The organism is Streptomyces sp. NPDC079020 (assembly GCF_044542225.1).
GTDB lineage: Bacteria > Actinomycetota > Actinomycetes > Streptomycetales > Streptomycetaceae > Streptomyces.
Genome location: NZ_JBITUB010000024.1, coordinates 1 through 24971, shown reverse-complemented (window position 1 = coordinate 24971; position 24971 = coordinate 1). Strand labels below are relative to the sequence as shown.

Annotated in this window: 20 protein-coding genes, 4 tRNA genes, 1 other RNA gene and 2 pseudogenes; 13 read left to right on the top strand and 14 right to left on the bottom strand. The window is 71.4% G+C overall.

Annotated features, from left to right (window positions below):
- Positions 1–50: 50 nt before the first annotated feature.
- The 5 genes and pseudogenes from ACIGJO_RS32815 to purS form a co-directional block, all read right to left on the bottom strand.
- Positions 51–1014, bottom strand: a pseudogene (locus ACIGJO_RS32815) (M23 family metallopeptidase).
- Positions 1015–1062: 48 nt separating this feature from the next.
- Positions 1063–1569: an ArsR/SmtB family transcription factor gene (locus ACIGJO_RS32810; protein WP_399964520.1), complete on the bottom strand. Its 507-nt coding sequence runs from the start codon at positions 1567–1569 to the stop codon at positions 1063–1065.
- 103 nt (positions 1570–1672) lie between these two features.
- Positions 1673–3922 carry a phosphoribosylformylglycinamidine synthase subunit PurL gene (gene purL / locus ACIGJO_RS32805; RefSeq protein WP_266932429.1) on the bottom strand — a complete coding sequence of 750 codons (2250 nt, stop codon included), beginning with the start codon at positions 3920–3922 and terminating at the stop codon, positions 1673–1675.
- A complete protein-coding gene (purQ, locus tag ACIGJO_RS32800; RefSeq protein ID WP_399964517.1) occupies positions 3919–4599 on the bottom strand; it encodes a phosphoribosylformylglycinamidine synthase subunit PurQ in 681 nt (226 codons plus the stop codon). The genes purL and purQ overlap by 4 nt, the downstream gene beginning before the upstream one ends.
- On the bottom strand, positions 4596–4847 hold the full coding sequence (gene purS, locus ACIGJO_RS32795) for a phosphoribosylformylglycinamidine synthase subunit PurS (RefSeq protein ID WP_266932431.1): 252 nt from the start codon (positions 4845–4847) through the stop codon (positions 4596–4598). Before purS ends, purQ begins: the two co-directional genes overlap by 4 nt.
- 386 nt (positions 4848–5233) lie before the next feature.
- Between purS and ACIGJO_RS32790 the strand changes: the two genes are divergently transcribed.
- The 8 genes from ACIGJO_RS32790 to ACIGJO_RS32755 all read left to right on the top strand — a co-directional run bounded on the left by ACIGJO_RS32790 (position 5234) and on the right by ACIGJO_RS32755 (position 10555).
- Positions 5234–5569 carry an Lsr2 family protein gene (locus ACIGJO_RS32790; protein WP_399964515.1) on the top strand — a complete coding sequence of 112 codons (336 nt, stop codon included), beginning with the start codon at positions 5234–5236 and terminating at the stop codon, positions 5567–5569.
- Positions 5570–6095: 526 nt separating this feature from the next.
- A tRNA-Gly gene (locus ACIGJO_RS32785) sits at positions 6096–6167 on the top strand.
- 80 nt (positions 6168–6247) lie between these two features.
- Positions 6248–6320, top strand: a tRNA-Gly gene (locus ACIGJO_RS32780).
- 172 nt (positions 6321–6492) lie between these two features.
- Complete coding sequence (locus tag ACIGJO_RS32775; protein WP_399964513.1) at positions 6493–7572, top strand: ABC transporter ATP-binding protein; 1080 nt, start codon at positions 6493–6495, stop codon at positions 7570–7572.
- The gene (locus ACIGJO_RS32770; protein WP_399964511.1) at positions 7569–8348 is read left to right on the top strand and encodes an ABC transporter permease; all 780 of its coding nucleotides are present in this window, start codon (positions 7569–7571) and stop codon (positions 8346–8348) included. Before ACIGJO_RS32775 ends, ACIGJO_RS32770 begins: the two co-directional genes overlap by 4 nt.
- Positions 8349–8364: 16 nt before the next feature.
- The gene (locus tag ACIGJO_RS32765) at positions 8365–9840 is read left to right on the top strand and encodes a sensor histidine kinase (RefSeq protein WP_399964509.1); all 1476 of its coding nucleotides are present in this window, start codon (positions 8365–8367) and stop codon (positions 9838–9840) included.
- Complete coding sequence (locus ACIGJO_RS32760) at positions 9837–10457, top strand: response regulator (protein WP_399964507.1); 621 nt, start codon at positions 9837–9839, stop codon at positions 10455–10457. The genes ACIGJO_RS32765 and ACIGJO_RS32760 overlap by 4 nt, the downstream gene beginning before the upstream one ends.
- 22 nt (positions 10458–10479) lie before the next feature.
- Positions 10480–10555 (top strand) — tRNA-Gly (locus ACIGJO_RS32755).
- Between the two features lie 65 nt (positions 10556–10620).
- Here ACIGJO_RS32755 and ACIGJO_RS32750 read toward each other — a convergent pair.
- The 6 genes from ACIGJO_RS32750 to ffs all read right to left on the bottom strand — a co-directional run bounded on the left by ACIGJO_RS32750 (position 10621) and on the right by ffs (position 20229).
- The gene (locus ACIGJO_RS32750; protein ID WP_399964504.1) at positions 10621–11532 is read right to left on the bottom strand and encodes a phosphoribosylaminoimidazolesuccinocarboxamide synthase; all 912 of its coding nucleotides are present in this window, start codon (positions 11530–11532) and stop codon (positions 10621–10623) included.
- A gap of 299 nt (positions 11533–11831) precedes the next feature.
- Positions 11832–13313 carry a N,N-dimethylformamidase beta subunit family domain-containing protein gene (locus tag ACIGJO_RS32745; RefSeq protein ID WP_266932438.1) on the bottom strand — a complete coding sequence of 494 codons (1482 nt, stop codon included), beginning with the start codon at positions 13311–13313 and terminating at the stop codon, positions 11832–11834.
- 1015 nt (positions 13314–14328) lie between these two features.
- Positions 14329–16038, bottom strand: coding sequence for a hypothetical protein (locus ACIGJO_RS32740; RefSeq protein WP_399964500.1), 1710 nt, complete (start codon positions 16036–16038; stop codon positions 14329–14331).
- A 426-nt stretch (positions 16039–16464) separates the two neighbouring features.
- Positions 16465–17715, bottom strand: a complete 1251-nt coding sequence (gene purD, locus ACIGJO_RS32735; RefSeq protein ID WP_399964498.1) for a phosphoribosylamine--glycine ligase — start codon at positions 17713–17715, stop codon at positions 16465–16467.
- A gap of 104 nt (positions 17716–17819) precedes the next feature.
- Positions 17820–20054 (bottom strand): DNA polymerase III subunit gamma and tau, encoded by a 2235-nt coding sequence (locus ACIGJO_RS32730; protein WP_399964496.1) that lies wholly within the window; start codon positions 20052–20054, stop codon positions 17820–17822.
- Between the two features lie 80 nt (positions 20055–20134).
- Positions 20135–20229: signal recognition particle sRNA small type (ffs, locus tag ACIGJO_RS32725), an RNA gene on the bottom strand.
- Between the two features lie 133 nt (positions 20230–20362).
- Between ffs and ACIGJO_RS32720 the strand changes: the two genes are divergently transcribed.
- A tRNA-Ser gene (locus ACIGJO_RS32720) sits at positions 20363–20450 on the top strand.
- A gap of 155 nt (positions 20451–20605) precedes the next feature.
- Here the strand turns inward: ACIGJO_RS32720 and ACIGJO_RS32715 are convergent.
- From ACIGJO_RS32715 to ACIGJO_RS32705, 3 genes are read right to left on the bottom strand one after another with little or no spacing between them, the layout of a single operon-like run.
- A complete protein-coding gene (locus ACIGJO_RS32715) occupies positions 20606–21457 on the bottom strand; it encodes a WbqC family protein (protein WP_399964494.1) in 852 nt (283 codons plus the stop codon).
- Complete coding sequence (locus ACIGJO_RS32710; protein ID WP_399964492.1) at positions 21423–22091, bottom strand: YdcF family protein; 669 nt, start codon at positions 22089–22091, stop codon at positions 21423–21425. The genes ACIGJO_RS32715 and ACIGJO_RS32710 overlap by 35 nt, the downstream gene beginning before the upstream one ends.
- Positions 22092–22105: 14 nt before the next feature.
- Entirely contained in the window at positions 22106–22801 is a 696-nt protein-coding gene (locus ACIGJO_RS32705; protein WP_399964490.1) for a helix-turn-helix domain-containing protein, read from the bottom strand.
- 152 nt (positions 22802–22953) lie between these two features.
- Between ACIGJO_RS32705 and ACIGJO_RS32700 the strand changes: the two genes are divergently transcribed.
- From ACIGJO_RS32700 to ACIGJO_RS32685, 4 genes and pseudogenes are all read left to right on the top strand, one after another.
- Positions 22954–23382, top strand: a complete 429-nt coding sequence (locus tag ACIGJO_RS32700) for a hypothetical protein (RefSeq protein ID WP_399964488.1) — start codon at positions 22954–22956, stop codon at positions 23380–23382.
- A gap of 8 nt (positions 23383–23390) precedes the next feature.
- On the top strand, positions 23391–23792 hold the full coding sequence (locus ACIGJO_RS32695) for an ATP-binding protein (RefSeq protein ID WP_399964486.1): 402 nt from the start codon (positions 23391–23393) through the stop codon (positions 23790–23792).
- Positions 23789–24259, top strand: a complete 471-nt coding sequence (locus ACIGJO_RS32690) for a hypothetical protein (RefSeq protein WP_399964484.1) — start codon at positions 23789–23791, stop codon at positions 24257–24259. The genes ACIGJO_RS32695 and ACIGJO_RS32690 overlap by 4 nt, the downstream gene beginning before the upstream one ends.
- 52 nt (positions 24260–24311) lie before the next feature.
- A pseudogene (locus tag ACIGJO_RS32685) lies at positions 24312–24971 on the top strand (hypothetical protein); the annotation flags it as partial.

The following is a 24971-nucleotide window of genomic DNA, read 5'->3' as shown; positions in this document are numbered from 1 at the left end:
CCGAGACTAAGGGCTTGCAGGCGCCGCCGACACCGCCCGGCGCTCGGGCGTCAGGAGGGATCCGGCCTCATCGGGATGGAGAGGGAAGGGGCGGGGGCCGGTGAAGAGGAAGGGGCGGGGGAGGAGGCGGGCGAGGGAGCGGCGGGCTCCCCCACGACGAACGCCTCACCATTGGACGGGACGCCGATGCCCCGCCAGGTGAACGGAATTCCGCGGGCCACATCCAGATCCGGATCGTCCATCAGCTGGAAATGCACATGCGGTTCGGTGGAGTTTCCGGAATTGCCGCAGCGGGCGAGTTGCTGCCCCGCCCGTACGGTGTCGCCCGCCTTCACCTGGAGCGACCCGCGCCGGACATGCGCGTACAGGGCGAATACACCCTCGCCGAGGTCCAGAACGACATGATTGCCGACGATTTTGCCGGCTCCGCACATGTCCCGGAACGAGGCCTCGAACAGCATCAGGTAGATGAGGCCGAGGCCGGAGTTCCGGCTCAGATGGTCGCGCTGACCGTGGCTCGCGTGGACCACGGTCGCGTCGGCCACCGCGAGCAGCGGGGCGCCGAAGGCGGGGAAGTCACGGTTGCGGCGTGCGATCGGCCACACCCAGCGGAACGGCGGCCGGGGGGGGCGCGCCCTCTCCCCCGGACGCGTCGCCCTCGCCCTCTGATGTGCCGCCCTCCCCCTCCGGCTCGGCGACGATGTCGATCGCGTACGCCTGTCCGTACACATGGGTGCCGTGGCTGGGCACCTTGTCCGCCGGGCTGTTGACCGCGACCCAGCGCCCGGCCACCGGAGGGCCGACCTCCACGGCGGGGCGGCGGTGCGGCTCGCGGGCCCGGGACACGGCGCCGGTGCGGCTCAGGTGGACCGCGATCGCGATCGCCGCGGCCGCGGGCACGAAGGTCAGCCAGAACGGATACAGACGGCCGGCGAACACCCCCACCACAGCCATGGCGACGAAGGCGATCCAGCACACACGGTGCAGCACCATCAGGGTCTTGCGGACGGACATGTCTTCCCCCAGTTGGTCAGGTGTGCGATGTCGTGGGGCGCCGTCGGCTCAGGGCCGGGACGCCGTCAGCACCACCAGCAGCGGCACCACCCGGACGCCCGGTACCTCGTACCGCCCGCGCCCCGTCGTGTGCAGCCAGCCCGCGCCGGTCAGCTGGCGCAGATGGTGGTAGATCTGGCCGGTCGTACCGACCTCGTCGAGCGCGGCCAGTTCGGCGGCCGTGCGCCGGCCGCCGAGGATCTCGCGGAGCAGCCGCAGCCGTACCGGATGACCGAGGGCGGCGAACGACTCGGCGCTCTCGGTCCAGTCGGCGCCCATGAGGCTCCCGGTGAGCGCGCCGTACTGCCATTCGTACGTCTCGCCGGACGGCAGCCGGACCGCCCCGGTGTAGAGCACACCGCCGCTGTCGGCCACGCTCCCGGCATCGGTGAGCTGCGCCTTGAGCCCCTCCAGCGCCCAGAAGTCACCGTCCCCGAGGCGCGGCGCCTCGCGGTCCGCACCCTCCAGTGCGGTGAGCCGCCGTTCCAGCTCGGCGACGCGTTCCTCAAGCCCCATGACTCAACCTTACGTAATTACGTAATCCCACACAACAGGAAAGGCCGAAGCCCCCGTCCGGACGACGACCGGGCGGGGGCTTCGGGCAGAGACGGCGGGCGGCTCAGGCGAGCAGCGCCGGGATGGTCTCCTCGTGCGCCGTACGCAGCTCGCTCAGCGGGATGCTGAACTCGCCCTGGACCTCGATCTCCTCGCCGTCCACGACACCGATGCGGGCGACGGGCAGACCGCGCGCCCCGCACATGTCGTTGAAGCGGAGCTCCTCGCTGCGCGGAACCGCGACGACCGCGCGCCCCGCCGACTCGGAGAAGAGGAAGGTGAACGCGTCCAGACCGTCCGGCACGACCAGCCGGGCACCCTTCCCGCCGCGGAGGCAGGACTCGGTGACCGCCTGGATCAGACCGCCGTCGGACAGGTCGTGCGCCGCGTCGACCATGCCGTCGCGGGAGGCCGAGATGAGAATCTCGCCGAGCAGCTTCTCGCGGCCCAGGTCCACCTTGGGCGGCATGCCGCCGAGGTGCTGGTGGATGACCTCGGACCAGGCCGAGCCGCCGAACTCCTCGTGCGTGTCACCCAGCAGGTAGAGGAGCTGGCCCTCTTCCGCGAAGGCGACCGGCGTACGCCGTGTGACGTCGTCGATCACACCGAGCACGGCCACGACCGGCGTCGGGTGGATCGCCGTCTCACCGGTCTGGTTGTACAGCGACACATTGCCGCCGGTGACCGGGGTGCCCAGCTCCAGGCAACCGTCCGCGAGACCGCGGGTGGCCTCGGCGAACTGCCACATGACATCCGGGTCCTCGGGCGAACCGAAGTTCAGGCAGTCCGAGATCGCGAGCGGCTTGGCACCGGAGGCGGCGACGTTGCGGTACGACTCCGCCAGCGCGAGCTGCGCACCCGTGTACGGGTCGAGCTTCGCGTAGCGGCCGTTGCCGTCGGTGGCCATGGCCACGCCCAGGTTCGACTCCGCGTCGATCCGGACCATGCCGGCGTCCTCGGGCATCGCGAGCACGGTGTTGCCCTGCACGAAGCGGTCGTACTGGTCGGTGATCCACGCCTTGGAGGCCTGGTTCGGGGACGCGACCAGCCGGAGGACCTGCTCGCGCAGCTCGGCGCCGTTCGCCGGGCGGGCCAGCCGTCCGGCGTCGTCCGCCTGGAGCGCGTCCTGCCAGGACGGGCGGGCGAACGGACGGTGGTACGTCGGGCCCTCGTGGGCGACGGACCGCGGCGGAACGTCCACGATCTGCTCGCCGTGCCAGAAGATCTCCAGCTGGGAGCCCTCGGTCACCTCACCGATGACGGTGGCGATGACGTCCCACTTCTCGCAGATCTCCATGAACCGCGCGACGTGCTGCGGCTCGACGATCGCGCACATGCGCTCCTGCGACTCGCTCATGAGGATTTCCTCGGGCGAGAGGGAGGAGTCGCGCAGCGGCACGGTGTCCAGCTCGACGCGCATACCGCCGGAGCCGGCACTCGCGAGCTCGCTCGTGGCGCAGGACAGACCGGCACCGCCGAGGTCCTGGATGCCCGCGACGAGCTTCTCCTTGAAGATCTCCAGGGTGCACTCGATCAGGAGCTTCTCCTGGAACGGGTCACCGACCTGGACGGCCGGCCGCTTGGCCGGGCCGGTCGACTCGAAGGTCTCCGAGGCCAGCACCGAGACGCCGCCGATGCCGTCGCCGCCGGTGCGGGCACCGTAGAGGATCACCTTGTTGCCGGGGCCCGAGGCCTTGGCCAGGTGGATGTCCTCGTGCTTCATCACACCGATACAGCCGGCGTTGACGAGCGGGTTGCCCTGGTAGCAGGCGTCGAAGACGACCTCGCCGCCGATGTTCGGCAGACCCAGGCAGTTGCCGTACCCGCCGATGCCCGCGACGACGCCCGGCAGGACGCGCTTGGTGTCGGGGTGGTCGGCCGCGCCGAAGCGCAGCGGGTCCACGACCGCGACCGGACGGGCCCCCATGGCGAGGATGTCGCGGACGATGCCGCCGACGCCGGTGGCCGCGCCCTGGTAGGGCTCGATGTACGAGGGGTGGTTGTGCGACTCGACCTTGAAGGTGACCGCGTAACCCTGCCCGACGTCGACCACACCGGCGTTCTCGCCGATGCCGACGAGCATGGCGTCGTTGGCGGGGACCTTCTCACCGAACTGCTTGAGGTGGACCTTGCTGCTCTTGTACGAGCAGTGCTCGGACCACATCACGGAGTACATGGCGAGCTCGGCACCGGTGGGACGGCGGCCCAGGATCTCGCGGATCCGGGCGTACTCGTCCTCCTTGAGACCGAGCTCCTTCCAGGGCTGCTCGGTGTCCGGGGTCTCGGCCGCGTGCTTGACCGTATCCAGGCTCATGCGTTGACCAGCTTCTTGATGATCGAGGTGAAGAAACCGAGGCCGTCGGTGCGACCGGTTCCGATCAGCGGCTCGACGGCGTGCTCCGGGTGCGGCATCAGGCCGACGACGTTGCCCGCGGCGTTGGTGATGCCCGCGATGTCGCGCAGCGAGCCGTTGGGGTTGCCGTCCAGGTAACGGAAGGCGACGCGGCCCTCGGCCTCCAGCGCGTCGAGCGTGTGCTCGTCGGCGGTGTACCGGCCGTCCATGTTCTTCAGCGGTACGGAGATCTCCTGGCCCGCGGAGTAGTCCGAGGTCCAGGCGGTCCCCGCGTTCTCCACCCGCAGCTTCTGGTCGCGGCAGATGAAGTGGAGGTGGTTGTTGCGCAGCATCGCGCCGGGCAGCAGGTGCGCCTCGGTCAGGACCTGGAAACCGTTGCAGATGCCGAGGACCGGCATCCCCGCCCGCGCCTGCTCGATGATCGGCTCCATCACCGGCGAGAAGCGGGAGATGGCTCCGGCGCGCAGGTAGTCCCCGTAGGAGAAACCGCCGGCCAGGACCACCGCGTCGACCTGGTGGAGGTCCTTGTCGCGGTGCCACAGCGATACGGGCTCCGCGCCCGCGAGCCGTACCGCCCGCAGGGCGTCCTGGTCGTCGAGCGTGCCGGGAAAGGTGACGACGCCGATGCGAGCGGTCACTTGGACTCCTCGACCTTCACGACGAAGTCCTCGATGACGGTGTTGGCGAGGAAGGTCTCGGCCATCTCGTGAATACGGGCCAGAGCGGCCTCGTCGACCGGCCCCTCGACCTCCAGCTCGAAACGCTTTCCCTGACGAACGTCCGCGATTCCCTCGAAGCCGAGACGGGGCAGTGCACGCTGCACCGCCTGTCCCTGCGGGTCGAGGATCTCCGGCTTGAGCATGACGTCGACTACGACGCGTGCCACTGGCACTCCCGGTGGTGTGGTGCGGCTGTTTCTCCGGGGGGTTCCCCAGACCCCCGCGGGTCCACTCAGCGTACCTGGCCGAAAATTCTACGCGGGTAGATATCATGGGACGCAGATCACGCGGAGATATCGGCGGGGACAACGTCCGGGGAAAGTCCTGGGAAAAATCACGTCCGGATTGCATGCTGACACGCGGATGTAATTGGCAGGGCTTCACAATGCGGCACCAACCGCTGTACAAATGATTACCGGGGAAAACAACATTGCCCCGGAACACTGGAACACCGGAACAGTCGACATCAGTCGATCCGCATCCGCCTAACAGCCGGAAGGCCGGCATCCCCGCATACCAGTCGCGAGGTTGCCGTAGGAAAGGACCGATATCCGTGGCTCAGCGCGTAGTGGTTACGCTCTCCGACGACATCGACGGGGGAACAGCGGCGGAAACGGTCAGCTTCGCCCTGGACGGGAAGTCGTACGAGATCGACCTCAATACCGTCAACGCAAAGAAACTGCGCAAGACCCTCGCGCCGTACGTGGCGGCCGGCCGCAAGCAGACACGCGCCGGCAGGAGCGGCAGGAAGCCGACGTCGTACCACCACACGGCACTCGCCCCCGACCCGGCGGCCGTCCGCGCCTGGGCCCGCTCGCACCGGATGGAGGTGCCGGCCCGCGGCCGGATCCCGAAGAAGGTCTACGAGGCGTTCCACGCCGCCAGTTGAGCCCGGGGCAGGGCGCCCGCGTGAGCCCGGGACGGGGCGCCGCGTAAGCCCCGGGCAGGGCGCCGCGCCGCCCTGCCGGACCGTCCCTCCGCCGGTGAGCGCACCGGCGGGGCGGACGGCGGGGCGACGGCGGGTCATCCTCGCCGTTGCGTCACCGGGCGTCGCCGGGGCCGACGGGAGCCGGCGGGACCCGCTCGGAGCGGCGGCCGGGGAGAGTCCCGGGGAAGCACCCGAAGACGCTCCGCAGGATGCCGAGGAGACGCCGGGGGAAGCTGCCGGGAGGATGCCGAGGGGACGCCGGGGACATGCCCGTCGGACCGTCAGTTGGCGGACACCCGTGGGAGAACCCCCGCGGATGCCCTTCCGGAGCCCGCCCGGGAGCCCGCTCCGGACCCTCCCCGGCCGCCCGCTCCGACCCCTTCCCGCGACACCCGCAGGAAGCCGACTTGCGCGACACCCCTGCAGGTCGGCTAGAGTCTGGAGCACGCCGAGGGGCGAGGCCGCAAAGCCGAATCCCACGCAGCGTGCGGGTGTAGTTCAGTAGTAGAACATCCCCCTTCCAGGGGGAAGGCGCAGTGTGCAATTCCTGTCACCCGCTCTACATCACCTTGTCCGACCACTTCGGTGGATCGGGTAGAGTGGTGAGTGCTCCACCGGTGAAAGCCGAGTGGCGGCAATGCGGACGTAGCTCAGTTGGTAGAGCGCAACCTTGCCAAGGTTGAGGTCGCCAGTTCGAACCTGGTCGTCCGCTCTTGATCAAAGGCCCCGATCGATTTCGATCGGGGCCTTTGTCGTATCTCCGATCCCGATACGCGCCGCCCGCTCTCCGTTCCCCATGGGTTTCCGGCATCCATGACGTTTGTCATGAGCAGTGATGACAGCGCGCACTGCTCCCGTTCCTGATCCGGCGCGAGTCTGAAGTCATGACCAGCGACGACGCTCTCAGCGAACGCGGACAGGGACAGAGACAGGGACAGAGGCAGAGACGGGAACGGGGACAGGGACGGGAACGGGGACAAAGGCCGGCGCGGGGGCAGGACCCCGTGATCGAGGCGGTCGACGTCCGGCGCAGCTACGCGGGCGGCTTCGAGGCCATGTCCGGGATCACTTTCTCGGTGGCCCGCGGTGAGCTGTTCGCCCTGCTCGGGACCAACGGTGCGGGCAAGACCTCCACCGTCGAGCTCCTGGAGGGCCTGGCCGGCCCGGACAGCGGAACCGTACGGGTGCTCGGCCACGACCCGTACCGCGAGCGCGCCGCCGTCCGCCCGCGGACCGGGGTGATGCTCCAGGAGGGCGGCTTCCCATCCGATCTGACGGTCGCCGAGACCGTACGGATGTGGTCGGCCTGCACCAGCGGCGCCCGGCCCGGGGCCGAGGTCCTGGAGCTCGTGGGTCTGTCCGCGCGCACCGGGGTGCGGGTCAAGCAGCTGTCCGGCGGCGAGCGGCGCCGCCTCGACCTGGCGCTGGCCCTGACCTCCCGGCCCGAGGTGCTCTTCCTGGACGAGCCGACCACCGGGCTCGACGCCGAGGGACGGCGCGACACCTGGGACCTGGTCCGGGCGCTGCGCGACAACGGCACGACCGTGCTGCTGACCACCCACCACCTGGAGGAGGCCGAGGCGCTCGCCGACCGGCTGGCGATCATGCACCAGGGGCGGATCGTGACCACGGGGACGACCGCCGAGGTCACGGCCCGGCAGCCGGCCCGGATCCGGTTCGCGCTGCCGGACGACGTACCGGCCTCACGGCTCCCGCTCACGCTGCGGGCGGCGGCCGACGGCCGGCGCATCGAGATCCGCACCCCGGAGCTCCAGGAGTCCCTGCACGAACTCCTGCACTGGGCGCGGGAGTCGGGGGTCCGGCTGGCCGGGCTCGATGCCCGTTCCGGGTCGCTCGAAGAGGCATTCCTCGACATCGCGAAGACCCAGCACGCACAGGCCCCGCACCCGGCGGACGCACGGCCGGACGGTACGAACGTACGGAAGGGCCAGGTGACGGCATGACCGCGACCTCCACCGCTGCGGGGCGGCTGAGCGCGCTCGGGCGGGCCGAACTGACCCTCCTCGCGCGCAACCGGACAGCCGTCTTCATCGCGCTGCTCATGCCGCTCCTGATGATCTTCGCGATCAAGTCCTCGCTCGACCGGATCGACCTCGGCGGCACCGGGCTGAGCGTCGCCGGGGCGGCCCTGACCGGCGGCATCGGCATGGTGCTGCTCCAGGTCGTCTACCTGAACCTCGTCTCCGCGTACGTGGCCCGGCGCGAGGAACTCGTCCTGAAGCGGCTGCGCACGGGCGAGGTCTCCGACCCGGAGATCCTGACCGGGACCGCCCTGCCGGCCGTGCTCCTGGCCCTCGTCCAGTGCGTACTGATCGTGGTGATCGGCACGCTCGCCTTCGGCCTCGGCGCACCGGGGCGGCCGGACCTGCTCGTCGCCGGGCTCCTGGTGGGGTCCGTCCTGCTGTCCGCGCTGGCGGCGGCGACCGCGACTCTGACCCGTACGGTGCAGACCTCGCAGCTCACCACGTTGCCGCTGTTCTTCGTCTCGATGCTGGGCTCGGGTGTCTTCATCCCGCTGGACGTCTTCCCGGACCGGGTCGCCTCGGTGTGCGAGCTGCTGCCGCTGACCGGGGTGATGACCCTCGTACGGGCCGGCTGGCTCGGCGGGGGCGGGGGCGGGGGCGGTGACCTGATCGGGGCGGCGGTGACGGCGCTGGCCTGGACCGTGTTCGCCGTGTTTGCTGTGAAGCGGTGGTTCCGCTGGGACCCGCGTCGCTGAGAGGGAGGGCTGTGCCGTGTGGCTGAGGACGAGGATGCGGGGCTGGCAGAGCCGCAGCGGCTTCGACAAGATCGATCTCTACACGCGCGGCACGCTGTACTCGCTGGTATGGCTGACGGTCGTCTCCCAGTCCCTGCTGATGGTGACCCGTCCGGTGCGGGCCTCCGACGCACCCGTCGTACTGATCGTCGCGGCACTGCTGACCGCGCTCGCCCAAGGGTTCTGCGGGACCCGGCTGACCGCCCGCGCGCTCGACGAGTACCTGGGCCGGAGCGCCGTCGACCGGCGGCTCGCCGTCCTCGGATTCCTCCTGTTCCTGGCGAATGCCACCGGGCTGCTGGCCCTCGGCCGGTACACCGGGGTGGAACAGTTCCCCGAGCTGCAACTGGCCCTCATCGCCTCGGCGGTGCCGTACGTCACCCCGCTCGTCCTCTTCGTACCGCTGTGGGTGTCCCTCGTCTTCCAGACCGCGGTGGCCGCGGCGCTGAGCGGCGGCGCCGCGCTGGCCGGAGCGGACGGAGCGTTCGTGGTGAGCATCATCGTCTCGTCGGTGTTCGGCAGCGGGCTGGTCGCGTTCACGACGCGCGTGTCCGCGTGGTCGTTGGGGGTGATGACGAAGCTGCGGGACGCCCAGGACATGGAGACCCGGCTCGCCGTCGCCGAGGAACGGCTGCGGTTCGGCCGCGACATGCACGACGTGCTGGGCCGGAATCTGGCGGTGATCGCGCTGAAGAGCGAACTGGCGGTGGAGCTGGCCCAGCGCGGCAACGCGGCGGCCATGGACCAGATGGTCGAGGTGCAGCGCATCGCGCGCACCTCCCAGCAAGAGGTGCGCGATGTCGTACGCGGCTACCGCGAGGCGGACCTGAGTACGGAACTGCTGGGCGCCCAGGGCGTGTTGCGGGCCGCCGGAATCGCTTGCGGCATCGACGACCGGAGCGGCGGGCTGCTCGCCCCGCCGGTGCAGGCCGCGCTCGGCTGGGTCGTCCGGGAGGCCGCGACGAATGTGCTGCGGCACGGCGACCCGCAGCGGTGCACGATCCGGCTCACGACGGCCGGGGGCGCCGCCGTCCTGGTCGTGGAGAACGACGGGATGGCCGCGGAGGGCGGCGGGGCGGCGGACACCGCCTCCGGGACCCCGGGCGGCGGCTCGGGCCTCGCCGGACTGCGGGAACGGCTCGCGGCGCTCGGCGGATCGCTGGAGGCGGGACCGGCGGCAGCCGGCCTCTTCCGGCTGACCGCGACGGTACCGGAATCGGACGCGAGGGCGGGGTCCGGGGCGGGTTCGGGATCCGGGGCGGCGTCGGGGTCGAGGTCCGGGGCGGGTTCGGGATCCGGGGCGGCGTCGGGGTCCGGGGCGGGGTCGGGGGCGGGGTCGGGGGATGGTCCTGTGTCCGGGGCCGCCAGGGCCGGGGCGGGTCCCGGTTCCGGTTCCGATTCCGGTTCCGGTTCCGGGTCATCGCCGTTGGAACCCTTCATGGAGGAACGATGACAACCGCGCCGCCCGTACGGGTGCTGCTCGCCGACGACGAACATCTGATCCGGGGCGCGCTGGCCGCTCTCCTCGCCCTGGAGGACGATCTCGTCGTGGTCGCGGAGGCGGCGACCGGCCCCGAGGCCATCGCCATGGCACTGGCCCACCGGCCCGATGTCGCGGTCCTCGACCTGGAGATGCCGGGGGCGGACGGTGTGAACGTCGCCACATCCCTGCGGTCCGCGCTGCCCGGCTGCCGGACCATGATCGTGACGAGCCACGGCCGCCCGGGACATCTCAAGCGGGCCCTCGCGGCGGGCGTGCGGGGCTTCGTGCCGAAGACGGTGAGCGCCCGCCGACTCGCCGAGATCATCCGCAGCGTGCACACCGGAAACCGTTACGTGGACCCGGAGTTGGCCGCCGACGCCATCGCCGCCGGGGACTCTCCGCTGACCGTCAGGGAGGCCGAAGTACTGGAGCTCGCGGCGGACGGGGCACCGGTCGCGGAGATCGCGGAACGGGCTTCGCTGTCGCAGGGAACCGTGCGGAACTACCTGTCCTCCGCCGCCTCGAAGATCGGTGCGGAGAACCGTCATACGGCAGTGCGTCTCGCACGGGAGCGAGGATGGGTATAGTGGGCATCGCGCTTCGGCGCATGCGAACGTAGCTCAGCTGGTAGAGCGCAACCTTGCCAAGGTTGAGGTCGCGAGTTCGAACCTCGTCGTTCGCTCCACGGAGAAGGCCCCGGTCCTCAGGACCGGGGCCTTCTCGCTGTCCGCCGTACGCGGCTGCCGGCGGCTACCAGCTGCTGCCGGTCAGCAGCTCGTACGCCTCGATGTACTTGGCCCGGGTCGCGTCGACGATCTCCTGCGGCAGCGCCGGGGGCGGCTGCTCGCTCGCGCGGTCCCAGCCGGAGGCCGGCGAGGTCAGCCAGTCCCGGACGAACTGCTTGTCGTACGAGGGCTGGGCACGGCCCGGCTCCCAGCCCGCGGTAGGCCAGAAGCGGGAGGAGTCGGGGGTCAGCACCTCGTCCGCGAGGATCAGCCGCTCGTCGCCGTCCGCCGTGGGCTCGAAGCCGAACTCGAACTTCGTGTCGGCGAGGATGATCCCCCGCTCGTGCGCGACGTCCCGGGCCCTGCGGTAGACGTCCAGGGTGGTCTGCCGCAGCAGGGCCGCCGTCTCGACGCCGACCTCCCGGGCGACCTCCTCGTAACTCACGTTCTCGTCGTGGTCGCCGACGGCCGCCTTGGTGGCGGGTGTGAAGATCGGGCCGGGGAGCTCGGAGCCGTCGAGGAGCCCCTCGGGAAGGCCGATGCCGCAGACCGTACGGGAGCGGTTGTACTCGACGAGTCCCGAGCCGGTCAGATAGCCGCGGGCCACGCACTCGACCTGGACCATCCGCAGCGACTTGCAGACCAGCGTGCGGCCCGCCCAGTCCGCCGGAGCGCCGGCCGGCAGCTCGGTGGACAGCACATGGTTGGGCACCAGATCGGCGAGCTGGTCGAACCACCACAGCGAGAGCCGGGTGAGGACGCGGCCCTTGTCGGGAATCTCGGTGGGCAGGACCCAGTCGTACGCGGACATACGGTCGCTGGCGACCATGACGAGGTCGCCCGCCTCGTTCCGGTACAGGTCACGCACCTTGCCGGTGTGCAGGTGGGTGAGGCCCGAGACCTGCACGGGCTCGGGCTTTTCTACGAAACCGGACACGCTGCCTCCGCGTAGGTTGATCCAGGAGCGGTTCCGATTGTCCCGTATCCCGGCGCCGGACCCGGGAGCGGGGCCGCCCGGTGCGTCCGAAGGGCCGGGGCGGGCGGTGCGGGCAAGTGCGGGCCGGTGGTGCGACCGGTGGTGCGGGCCGGGGAACGCGTCACCGGCACCCGTCCCGCCATCCCTGGGCCCGACTGCGCGGGTTCGGACCCCGCACAGGGCCGCACAGGCCGTTCCTGGGGCGCACGGGCCGTTCCTGAGGTGCCATGGGCCGTTCCTGGGGCGCACGGGCCGGCAGGTCAGTCGCGTTTGCAGATCCGGTCGAGGAGATTGGCCGTGGCGCGCTGGATCCGCGCGTCCACATGACCGGGGCGGTCCAGCGCCGGGGACCAGGCGAAGGTGCCGGAGGCGAAGACCAGAGCGCCCGACGGGGCCCGGTACAGGGACGTCTCCTGGTGGCGGGTGGCCCCCTCGGAGTCCTGGTACGGGGAGTGGGCGAGCAGGATGCGGTTGTCGTGCTCGGGCAGCGAGGTGCGCGGGAAGTAGCGGTCGGCCTCACCCGCCACCAGACCGTCCAGCTCGTCGCCCTCGGCGGCGCCCGTGGCGTCCCAGAGCCAGTGCTCCGCGTTCCGCACGACCAGGGGGCGGGGTTCGGGGACCCGGCCCGCGTACTGGATGCCGAGGAGCTGCTGCTCCGGCCGGTCGACCTCGCGCCACAGCGTCGGCTTCCCCGGCCCCCGGCGTTTTCGGCAGGTGAGCAGGCGGTCGGGGACCCCGGAGGCGGACGGGGCGAGGCCGACCTGCCAGTACATGGTGTTCGCCGAGAGGAAGACGAGCGAGGTGCCGGTGTCCCGGGCGAGCTCGGTGGTGCGCCGCATGGGCAGGGACCAGTACTCGTCGTGGCCGGGGAAGATCAGGCCCCGGTAGCGGCTGGGATCGACGCGGCCCGCGTGCAGGTCGCGGGCGTCCGCGTAGGCGAGGTCGTAGCCGTACCGCTCGGCCCAGCGGATGAAGTCGTAGGCGTGCCCCACGTGGAGCGGCAGCCCGGCGCCCGCGAAGGGGCGGTCGAAGGAGATCGTGGCGGCGGCGTCCTGCTCGCCGAGCAGCCGCCCCTGCTCGTCCCAGGCGTGGTAGAGGCTGGCGCCGGTACGGCCGTCCTCGGGATAGAGGTTGTACGCCTGCCAGGTGATGTCGGGCAGCAGGAGCAGCAGATCGGCGGGGTGGTCGTCGCGGACCGTGAAGGGGATGTGGGAGCGGTAGCCGTCGACGGTGGTCAGGACGGCGACGTACGCGCCGACCGACCAGTAGCCGGGGATCTGCAGCCGCCACGACATCCACCAGTGGTGGCAGGAGACCGTACGGTCGGCGGCCAGCGGGGCGGGCTGGACGATGCCGGAGAGCCGGGGACTCGTGGTGATCTTGGCTGCGCCGTCGCCCGCGTAGTGGCCGATCCGGTAGATGTCGACGGAGAACTGCTGGGGCGGGTCCACGGTGATGTGGAAGTCGATGGCCTCGCCCGGGGCGGCGGCACTGGGCGAGACGAAACCCTTGATCTGCCGGTGCACATCATCAGCCGTACGAGTGCCGCCGCCGGCCCCTCCACGGCCGAGATCCGGGTCCGCGTACCAGGGGACGACCTGGCCGGTGTCGTCGAAATAGTTCTCGCTGCCGCGCAGCCAGGGCAGTGGCCCTTGGCCGAAAGGATCGCTCACGGCATGCGCGAGGGCACCCGATTCCCATCGGCGGATGTGTTCCGCCCGGCGAATCTGCTCCGCCCCCATACCGCTCCCCTCCCTCAGTCCCCGGACATCGTTGGTGCGCCAATCCTGTGGCTTGATGTCAGCACTGGGCCCCAGCACATCACATAACGCATGCGATCCGTCACCGTTCGTCGCGAATTGACGTGAACGGAACCTGCCCTTCCGGTTATTGAGAGCTGGGACCGGTCCGCACCGCGCCGCGAAGAGGGTGGGCGAGGGACTCTGTTCGGGAGGCGCACGCGGCGGCGCCCTCCACGGGCCGGGGCGGCTCCCGGCGGGCATCCGGGGCGAGTTGGGACGAGTCGAGCGGACCGGATGGGCAAGTTTCGGCCGGTGCGTGGACAGGGCGGGTCGGGGGCAGGATCGGTGCGGCTCGGAGGCGGGTCGGGGGCGGGACCGGTGCGGCTCGGAGGCGGGTCGGAGGCGGGCGTTTACGGCCGGTCGGGGTGGGACCGGGCGCGGGAGAGCGGTGGGACGGCCGGAGTGACGGGGACGGCAGGGCGGGACGGCGAAGTGACGGGAACAGCAGGGCGGGAGGAACGGCTGGGCGGCAGCCGCGCGTACGCCTCTGGGGCAACAGAGCGCCGTGTACGGCCCGTTGCGGACGGGGAGCGGTTGCCCGCCGGGTCCCGCCCGTTGCGGCTCGTCAGCGGCCCGATGCGGCCGGGAGCAGCCCGGGAGCGGGTTCCCTTGCGGCCAGGAGGCGGCGGCGCGGCAAGCGGCCGACCTCGCGGCCCGGGAGCAGCCCGCGTGCGGGTTCCCTTGCGGCCAGGGGCGGCAGCGCGGCAAGCGGCCGACGTACGGGGTCCCTCGCGGCCCGGGAGCGCGGCCCGGGAGCGCGGCCCGGGAGCGCGGCCCGGGGACATCCCCGCGTACGGGGTCCCTTGCCGTCCCGGGGGCGGCAAGGGAGCAGCCCGCGTACAGGGTCTCCCTTGCGGTCCGCACGCGGCGGCCCGGGAAGCAGCACGTACGGTCCCTCGCGGCCCGGCAGCGGCCCGCGCACGGTCCCTCGCGGCCCCGAGGCGTGGCCCGTTGCTCAGACCAGGCGTACCGGCTTGTCCGAGCGCACACCCAGATCGGTGAGCCAGCTCCGCAGAGGTCCCGCGTCACCGTCCTCCACCAGGCTGAGGACCGGAGTGCCCAGGTCCGCCCGGCGCTCGCCGTCGACCAGCAGCGCGGGGCCGTCCAGCCAGTCCAGGCCGGGGGCCGCCCCTGCCGTGTCCACGGCCGCACAGCAGACCATCGCCGCGACATGGTCGGCGAGCAACTCCGTGCCCGTACGCGGCGGCTGGAGCGGGAAGAGCGGAAGCGGATCGGGGCCCCAGAGGTCAAGGGGGTCCGGGCCCGCGCCGCCCGATGTGCGCGGCTCCGACGCACCGCCCCCGGCCGGCGGGGCCGCGGCCTCCTCACGGGCGACCTCGGCACTGATCCCGGCCGCCAGCTCCTCGCCCGTACCGCCCGGTCCTGCGAGGTGTTCCATGACCCGGGCCAGGGTGGGCCCCCCGGGCTCGGCCGCGGACACCGGAGGTACGCCCAGGGAGTCGAGCACCCGGTGCAGCCGGGCGGCCTCCGAGCGCCACTTCCGGTCGACGACCTCCTCGGGATACTGCTGCCAGTCGACCGGCGCCCAGTCGGGGCCGCTCTCGGCGGGACCGCCGTGGAAGAGCCGGGCGGCGAGCAGCGAGGTCGCCTCGTCGGCCGTACCGGGTTCTTCCAGGAGGTCGCAGGCGGGCCGCTCGCCGAGCCGGGAGGTGAACCCCTCGGCCAACCGGTCGCGCCGGGAGAGCTCCGTGAGCGCGGAGACGACGCCCGCGTCCAGCCGCGAGGGCCAGCGCCCCATTCGCCAGGCGGGCAGCGCGACCCGGGTCAGCAGCCGGTCCCAGCCCGCGTAGGCGAGTCCGACCTGTTCCTGGGCGACGATGCGGAGCCTGTGATCCACACCCTGTGCGCGCATGGAGGCGGAAGCTGCCACGCACCGCTCCATCTCGGCGGCGTGGCCGCGGCAACCGCGCAGCAGCAGCCGGGAGATCCAGCCGACGAAGGCGAGCGGGAGCCCGCGTACCGGCCCGGATCCGGCGGCGGAGGCGTCCGCCACCGCCGCGTCGAGCCCGCGCACGAACCGGCGTGCCGCGGCTATGTCGGGGTGCGCGGAGGGCGCCGTGCCCGCGACGACCGGGGCGAGCACCGCGCGCAGCTCGGCGACCCGCATCCACCACAGGAAGGGCGAGCCGATCACCAGGACGGGGGCGGCCGGCACCCTGCGGCGGCGGCGCTCGGCCGCGAATTCCTGGGCCACCGCTCCTGGTCCGGCGCGCCCCTTCGGCTGGGCGGCGGGATGTGTACGGTCCTCCAGCCAGCTGTCGCAGTCCGGGGTCAGCGCTATGGCCGACGGCGCCGGGACATCGAGCCGCTCGGCCAGGTCCCTGACCAGCCGGTAGAGATCGGGGGCCGCTTCCTCCGTCACGGCGACGGTCGGACTGACCGCGGGGCGCGCGCGGGCGACGGACACGGCGACGCCGACAGTGACCAGCAGCACCAGGACGGCCACACAGGCCATCGACCAGCGCACCGCGTCCCAGCCCGCGCCGCCGATGTGGCCCTGCGCGGCCGCGGCGAACAGCACGACGGCCACGGCCGCCGGCAGGATCGCCACGGCGAGTGCCCTGCTGCGGATACGCAGCAGCGCGAGCGCTCGGGCCCGCGCTGCCCGCGCCCCCAGTTCCTCACCTACGTCGGTACCGGACACGGCCGGAAGTCACCCCCTCTGCCCCCGCGACGCTGTTGCTCACTCCCCCACTGTGGCACCCGTCACTGACATCGCAATGCCGGTGGGCCAAGTGCCGGAACGCTTCCGCCGCACCCTAGTTGGGGGCCCGGCGGACGTCATCCGGATGGCCTAGTCGTCACTCGATGGAATGGCTTTGGGCAAAGCTGCTGACTTGTCGACGCCGATAAGGCAGTGCAACCGGTACGTGCGGCTCAAAAGCGCCTCACGCACCGGCGCACAAGGGGCGCGCAACCACGGAGATACCGGTCGGCGGAGAGCCACCCGGCGGTCGGGTCTCCACCTCGGGTCTCCACCCCCGGACCCCACCCCGTACGCGCGTCAGGTCGCCTCGGGTCTCCGCGTCAGGCCTCCACGTCAGGTCGCCTCGGGTCTCCGCGTCGGCGGTCAGGCGTCCGCGGCCTGCCTGGCGATGTCCGTACGGTGCTGGGCGCCGTCGAGCCGGATCCGGCCCAGCGCGGTGTAAGCGCGCTCACGGGCCTGCGTGAGGTCCTTGCCGGTCGCCGTCACGGAGAGCACCCGGCCGCCCGCGGTCACGATCGCGTCCCCCTCGGTCCGGGTCCCCGCGTGCAGGACGTACGCGTGCGGGGCATCCTGTGCCTCGACGTCCGCGAGGCCCTCGATCGGGTCGCCGGTGCGCGGGGTGCCCGGGTAGTTGTGCGAGGCGATGACCACGGTGACCGCCGCGTCCTCGCGCCAGGTCAGCGGGGGGAGAAGGTCGAGCGTGCCGTTGGCGGAGCCGAGCAGGACACCGGCCAGCGGGGTCTTCAGACGGGCCAGGACCACCTGGGTCTCGGGGTCACCGAAGCGGGCGTTGAACTCGATGACCCGTACCCCGCGCGAGGTGATCGCGAGGCCCGCGTAGAGCAGCCCGGAGAAGGGCGTACCGCGGCGCCGCAGCTCGTCGACCGTCGGCTGGAGAACGGTCTCCATGACCTCGTCGACCAGCTTGGGGTCGGCCCACGGGAGCGGGGAGTACGCGCCCATGCCGCCGGTGTTCGGGCCTTCGTCGCCGTCCAGGGCCCGCTTGAAGTCCTGGGCGGGCTGGAGCGGCAGCACGGTGATGCCGTCGGTGATCGCGAAGAGGCTGACCTCGGGGCCGTCGAGGAACTCCTCGATGACCACGCGGTCGCAGGCCAGCGCGTGGGCGCGGGCCGCCTCGATGTCGTCGGTGACGACAACGCCCTTGCCCGCCGCGAGACCGTCGTCCTTGACGACGTACGGGGCACCGAAGGCGTCGAGGGCCGTGTCGATCTCGGCGGGGGTGGTGCAGACATAGCTGCGGGCGGTCGGAACGCCCGCTCCGGCCATGACGTCCTTGGCGAACGCCTTGGAGCCTTCCAGCTGGGCGGCCTCGCCGGAGGGGCCGAAGCACGGGATGCCGGCCGCGCGCACGAAGTCGGCGACCCCCGCGACAAGGGGTGCCTCCGGGCCGACGACCACCAGCTCGGCGCCCAGGTCGGTGGCGAGGCGCGCGACGGCGTCGCCGTCGAGCGGATCGACCGGGTGCAGTTCGGCCACCTCTGCGATGCCGGCGTTGCCGGGGGCGCAGTACAGAGCGGTGACGTCGGGGTCGAGGGACAGAGAGCGGCACAGGGCGTGTTCGCGGGCGCCGCCGCCGATGACGAGGACCTTCACGGGTGCAGCCTAACCGCCGGGTGCCGGGGGTCTTGACGGCCGCCGGTCCGTGGACACCTCCAGGTCCGCCAGGCCGTGGACAGCGGGAGGTGCCACCGGCCTCGTCACTGCTCGTTGGTGAATTCCTCCACGACCGTGGCGCCCAGCTCGCGGACGATCAGGTCGTGCCCGGAGAGCGCCGAGTCGACGAGATCCGGGTCGTCGGCCTCCGGGGTGTCGTCCTCCGGTGCCACCGGACGCGGCGGTTCCGCACCGAAGGAAGAGTGCTCCGCGCCCGGTCCCTGGCCGGGCCCCTGGCCCTGGCCGCGCTGGGGCGGCTGCGACTGCGGGGGCTGGTGGGCCGGTGCGGAGTGGGGCTGCGGGGGCTGCTGTGCCGGGGCCGGCTGGGACTCGTACGGCTGGGGGGCCGCGGGCGCGGGCTGGTACGCGGGGGCCGCCGGGCGTCCACCGCCGGTCTCCGGAGGCATTCCGGCACCGCCGGAGGCATCGACGACGGCCTCGACCCGCCACTGGGCGTTGAAGTGCTCGGAGAGCGCCTGCTTCAGCACTTCCTCGCTGCCGCTGCTCGCGAAGTTGTCGCGGGCGCCCGCGTTGAGGAAGCCGATCTGGAGGGTGGTTCCGTCGAAGCCGGTGACCTGGGCGTTCTGGCTGAGCAGGATCCAGGTGAACCGGCGGCGGTTCTTCACCGCCTCCAGGATGTCCGGCCACATGTTCCGGACCTGGGCGGCGCCCTGCACCATGCCCTGGCCGGGCGCGGGGGCGGGGGCGACGGGGGCCGGGGCGGCGGGCGCGGCCGGCCGCGCGGGGGCCGGGGCGGCGCTCTGCGGGGCGGGGGGCGTGCTGCCGGGCGCGGAGGCGGTGGGCCAGCCGCCGGGCCGGCGCGCCTGTTCCGTACCGGCGGCCGCGGGCCACGACCCGGGGCGCTGGGCGGGCGCGGGAGCCTGTGCCGGGGGCTGCTGGGCGGGCGCGGCGGGGGCCACGGGCTCGGCCGCGACCGGCGGCGCGAACGCCGCAGGGGCGGGGGCCGCGGGGGCGTCGCCCCGTACCGCCGCACGGGCCGCGGCGGGTCCGCCACCGGGCTGTCCGGCCGGAGCGACGGGAGCGTGGGCCTGAGCCTCCGGCCCCGGTACGTACCCCAGGGGGGGACCGGCGGCGGGGGCGGCGGTGGGTGCCGCGAAGGACGCGCCGCGCTCCAGCCGGTCCAGCCGGGCCTGGAGCGAACGCTCGTCGTCGAAGGCGGCGGGCAGCAGGACCCGGGCGCAGATCAGCTCCACCTGGAGGCGCGGCGACGTCGCCCCGCGCATCTCCGTGAGCCCCTCGTTGACCAGGTCGGCGGCGCGGCTCAGCTCGGCGGCACCGAAGACGGACGCCTGGGCCTGCATGCGCTCGACGACATCGGCGGGGGCGTCGATGAGGCCCTTGTCCCCGGCGTCGGGGACGGCGGCCAGGATCACCAGGTCGCGCAGCCGCTCCAACAGGTCGGCGACGAAGCGGCGCGGGTCGTTGCCGCCCTCGATCACCCGGTCCACGACCTCGAAGGCGGCGGCTCCGTCACCCGCCGCGAAGGCGTCCACGACGGAGTCGAGCAGGGACCCGTCCGTGTAGCCGAGCAGAGAGGTCGCCATGGCGTATGTCACACCGTCGTCGCCCGCGCCGGCCAGCAACTGGTCCATGACGGACATCGAGTCACGCACGGATCCCGCACCGGCCCGCACGACCAGCGGCAGCACTCCGTCCTCGACGGAGCTGTTCTCCTTGCCGCAGACCTCGGCGAGATACCCGCGCAGCGTCCCCGGCGGGACCAGCCGGAACGGGTAGTGGTGCGTACGCGACCGGATCGTGCCGATGACCTTCTCGGGCTCGGTGGTCGCGAAGATGAACTTGAGATGCTCCGGCGGCTCCTCGACCACCTTCAGCAGGGCATTGAACCCTGCCGGGGTGACCATGTGCGCCTCGTCGATGATGTAGATCTTGTAGCGACTCGACGCGGGACCGAAGAACGCCTTCTCGCGCAGGTCACGGGCGTCGTCCACGCCACCGTGCGATGCCGCGTCGATCTCGATCACATCGATGGAACCCGGCCCGTTGCGCGCGAGGTCCTGGCAGGACTGGCACTCGCCGCACGGGGTCGGCGTCGGGCCCTGCTCACAGTTCAGACAGCGGGCGAGGATGCGCGCACTGGTCGTCTTTCCGCAGCCGCGCGGCCCGCTGAACAGGTACGCGTGATTGACCCGGTTGTTACGCAGGGCCTGCTGCAGCGGGTCAGTGACATGCTCCTGACCGATGACCTCGGCGAACGACTCGGGGCGGTAGCGGCGGTACAGCGCAAGGGACGACACACCTACGAGGTTATCGGGACGGACCGACAACCGGCCCCGTACCGTCCGGCGACCCCGCAGCGGAACCCGCCCGGACAACGCAAAGGGCCCCCCACGCACCCGCCAGAGCCAACCTACCCTTGCTGCCTTCCGGCCCTGGGGGAGTTCAGTCAGATAGCGCCACGTGAGGGGCTGACGCCCACCTTAGCGGATCCCCACCCCCTCCGGTCCACCCCCGCCCACCCACCACCCGGCTCCGGAACCGTCCCGGACGATCAACGAGGGAACAGGTTCGCGAGCACTCCCCAACGTCTTGTATTGTTTGCCGCGGAGGATTCGCCTAGTGGCCTAGGGCGCACGCTTGGAAAGCGTGTTGGGGGCAACCCCTCACGAGTTCGAATCTCGTATCCTCCGCCATTGCTCTCACCGGGCAATACGTCGAAGGCCCCCGCAGCTTGCTGCGGGGGCCTTCGACGTTGGTGATGCAGTAGTCACCGCCTGGGCGCCGTCGCCTACCGACCTCCCAAGAGCCCATGCACCGCCACAGAACATGGTCGCGTCGCGCCCATCGTTCACGTCTTCGTCTTTGGGACGGAGCGAAGCACCGGCAGCCGCGCAGTACGGCACTCGGTCCGTTCATCCACAGCGTTTGTGCCATGCCCGGTGCCCTCACTCGGCATGGATGGAGTGAGCTCCTGCAGGCGGGCCGCCAGATCCTGTGGGCCGAGTGCCGCCAACGCCCACAGCGCACTGAGCCTTCGGCTGGAGGACCAGATGTTGGTCGTCGGCGGCTGGAAGGGCGTGACGGCGATGCCCTCGGCGGCGAACGGTGCCGGGTCGAGATAGGTCATGCCGCCGGTCCCGCACATATACGCGCGGGCGTAGGTAGCGGCGCAGAGGTCGGCGAGCCGCTGGGAGCGTCCCGGGCGGGAGGGCAGATCGCTGCTGGCGAGGATCTGGCCCTGCCAGCCGAGCAGGCCGAGCAGAACGCGGGTGGAGATTGCAGCAACAGTGGCGGTCCTGCCGGTGCCGAAGGCATCCAGTACGGGGTCCAGGGCCTGTGCGAGGGCCGGCCAGTGTGGGCTCGCTCCGTAGTGCTGCCGCAGTACACCCGCGGTCTTCCGGCGGGCCCGGTCGGGATCGTCGATCAACGCGTCCCGGATGAGAGTCGACCGCCCGTGGGGAAGGTGTGTGGGGACGGTGAGCCACTGCCGACGATCCGGTTCGTCGAGGGCACCGAGGCGGGCTCGGTGCTGGTAGTCGCGGCGGGTGAACTGCACGTCGTCCAGGACGATCCAGTAGTCCGCCGCGAACAGCTTGGCCAGTGTGGTCAGTCTCGGGAACAGATTGGGCTGGTGAATTGCACACAGCCCGCCCGACTCGGGCAGGTCAGGAAGAGATGAGACGGCTGGTGAAGCCGTCATGGATGAGGGATTCGTACGCTCCATGCACGTCCTCCGGGACCTCCTGCTCGATGGCGAATCCGAGCTTCGGATACTCGATGACCCGCTGGAGATCGCCGACGAGCATGTCCAGGACGAGCTTCTCATCGCCGATGGACTTCACGTAGTCGTCGAACTCCAGCGGCTCCGACGCGCAGAGGATCTCGACGTCGGGCCACAGCTTGCGGGCGGTCGCGAACGACCGCCGTTCCATGTAGGGCTTGGAGACCAGCATCACCGTCGTCGGGGTGATGCCGGCGGCGGCGAGGACCTCTCGGGAGAGAGTGACGTTCTGCCCGGTGTTGCCAGCCTCCGGTTCCAGCAGGATCGCCTCGGCGGGGACGCCGAGGTCGATGGCGTGCTCGCGAAAGTGGACGGCCTCGCCGCGCGGGAAGACCTTGGCGGTGGTGGGGCTGTTGCCGCCGGTGAAGACCAGGGTCGGGAACAGCCCGGCGCGGTACAGCTCGGCGGAGTGGGTGGCCACGCCGAGGTCGTGGCTGCCCAGCCCGATCGCCACGTCGACGGGCCGCAGCTGGTGGTGCATCTGGTGGTAGTCCCAGATCAGCGCGGCCCGGCGCCACTGGTCCTCGGTGATGGCCTGCTGGTTGTCACTCACGCGTCTCTCCCTGGTCACCGTCGCCGGGGGCGGGTCGGCCCCTCGTTCATGGCCTTGATGCCCTCGATACTGCGCAGTTGGTGCACGAGTCCGTATTGCGCGGCCGTGCGGGTGGCCTGATCGAGGACAAGGAGTCCATCATCCCGGGTCGCCGCGTCGGAGAGCAGGATGTGGCCATGAGCGGTGTCCAGCCGTACGCGTTGCATCGGGGAGTCGGCGGCCCCGCTGCTGCGGGCGATGTCGATGAAGTGCAGGGCCTGGGTGAGGTCGCCGGCGCCACGGCGGGCGAGGGCGAGTTTCTGGTGGGCGACCGACCAGTCGTCGGGTTCGGTGAGGTCCTCGAAGTCGCGGGTCGCGGCCTGCATGACGCGGGTCGCGTAGTCGTGGTCCAGGTCGTCCGCCCACGATTCGTACTCCCAGGCTCGGGGGCCGGCGGGGGTGACGCGCCGTCCGGCACCTTGCACGGTGCTGGCCATCTCCGACAGGAGCGTCTCGAAGCGCAGGTGGGCGGCGGCGTCCGCGCGTCCGAGGGCGGTATCGAGGATGGCCTGGGTGTCGGGTCTGGGCTCGGTTTCGGCGCGCTTGCTCTCCCACTTCGAGACCGTCGCGACGGCCACGCCGAGGTGCTCGGCAAAGGCCCGCACGCTCAAGCGCAGGGCGAGACGCAGTGCCCTGGCCTCCAAGCCGGTCCAGTGGTGCACGGTTGCCACGCTCACTCCCTTCCACCGTCATCGAAGCAGACGGGTGGGGGCGGCGGGACAAAAGTGGAACGGAAGTAGAACGGCAGGTAATTGGCCGGGAGTTCGGGGACCTCCATGCTCAGGATCGTCACTACTCGTCGACCCTTTGGACGGTCCCCCGCATGGAACCCCTCACGGAACATCGCCTGGTCAGCGGGCCTGTCGTCTACGGCTTCCTGCGGCTGGTGCGGGTCTCCGAAGCCCGGCAGGAGGCGCTGGTCGCCTCGCTCGCCGAGTACTGCCGCAGCCACGAGCTGGAGCTGTCCGGCGTCTTCACCGAACGCGAGGCGAGTGCCAGCCCCGGCTCGGCGGCCTTCACCGGTCTGCTGGACGTGTTGGCCCTGCCGGACGTCTACGGCGTGCTCGCCCCGGCCGCGTCACACCTCGGCCCCAAGGCGATAGCCGCTGAACGCGGTCGGCGGATCGAGGCTGCCGGCTCCCGGCTGCTTCTGGTCCGCCGGTCCCACCCCGCATGCCCGCCGATTGCCTCCAGCACGGCGGCCCGACGCCACAGCCCGGGAACCATCCGCCTCCTGGATGCCGAGTCATGAGGGCAGCAATGATTGAAACGGTGCACCGCTTCTTCAAGGCCCACCCCGAATCCGTGGGACAGGCACGGGAATTCGCCTCCGAGACCCTGGCCGGATGGGGCCTTGCGGAACGGATCGACGACATCCGCCTTTGTGTGTCCGAGTTGGCGACGAATGCACTGGTCCACGGCACTGTCTCCGACCACGGATTCCTGGTCCGTCTCGACGCCGAGGACGACGTCGTACGCCTAGAGGTGCACGACAGCCGCCGTCGGCGCCCCGAGACTCGCCAAGCCGCCGACACCGACTTGTCCGGACGCGGTCTGGTCCTGGTGGCCGCGCTCGCCGACGGCTGGGGAGTGCAGGACCGCACACCGCTCGGAAAGATCGTTTGGTCCTGCTTCAAGACCGCAGGAGGGACGACCGCGTGAGCGCCACCCTCACTCCGACCGGCCCCGAGCTTCGGCTACTGATCTCGCTCGCCGCCTGGAGCTGGCCGGGCACCGGTCCGGACGGCCGCGAGATCGCCCACATCCTGATCACCCACAGTCCTGCCTCCGCCCTCCCTGGCACTGCTGACGCGCCCGAAGCCCGCATGCGGCGTCTCGCAGACAGCCTCGGCGGACTGGGCCGGGCGGGGGACGTGGTCCGGGACGCTGGCCGCTGCCTCCACATCATCGGCGACCACGTGTTTCTGCACTTCCCAGGCGCCTCCCGCAGGCTGCGGCTGCCGAGCCGCCTCGACTGGACAGCGCTGGTCGCCCGCACCGGCACAGCCGTTCTCCTGCTCGGTCTGGAACCGCTGTCGCAGTCCGCCGGCGCCTCTCAGCTCGACACCTACCTGGATACCGCAAGCGGGGCCGACCGGCTGCTGTTCGGGCTTGCCCGCAGCCGCTGACCCCCTGGAACTCCCTGCACGGCCCCTGTTGTACGGATGAGAGGCAAGTGCCGTGGAAACCTTCGAACGCGCCAAGCTGGACGCATACTTCGCCCGGATCGCCGTCCAGTTCGCTCCCGACGAGCAGACCTCGTCGTTCCTGATCACCCACCTACTGGCCGAGCGCCCCGCATTCGTCCGCGCCGTTGCCGCGATGACGCGGCTCACGGCGGTGCTGCCCAAGCCGAAATCCGTCCACCCGGCTGCCCAGCGCGAGACCGAGCGGACCGTCGCCGTCGACACCCTGACCCGCGAACTGTTCACCGACCCGGACACCGCGCTGGACTACTTCGAATCCCGGGCCGCCGGGGAACCCATCTCTCTCCTCGATGTCGGCGGCTATTTCACCCCCACCCTCACCGACATCCACAGCCGCTTCACCGGCCGCCTGGTCGGTGTCGTCGAGGACACCGAGAACGGCCACCGCCGCTACGAAGCCCTCGACAAACTGCCCTGCCCCGTCATCTCGGTGGCCCGCTCCCCGCTCAAGGACCCCGAGGACTACCTCGTCGGCCAGTCTGTCGTGTTCTCCACCGAGGCCGTCATGCGCGGGCGCGGCGACATCCTCCACGGCCGCCCTGAGGTGACCCCTGTGGTGTGGACACACCTGACAATGGATCTTGCTGATCCTGGAAGGTGTAGATCTACGTGGCACGGCCCTCGAAGTACAGTG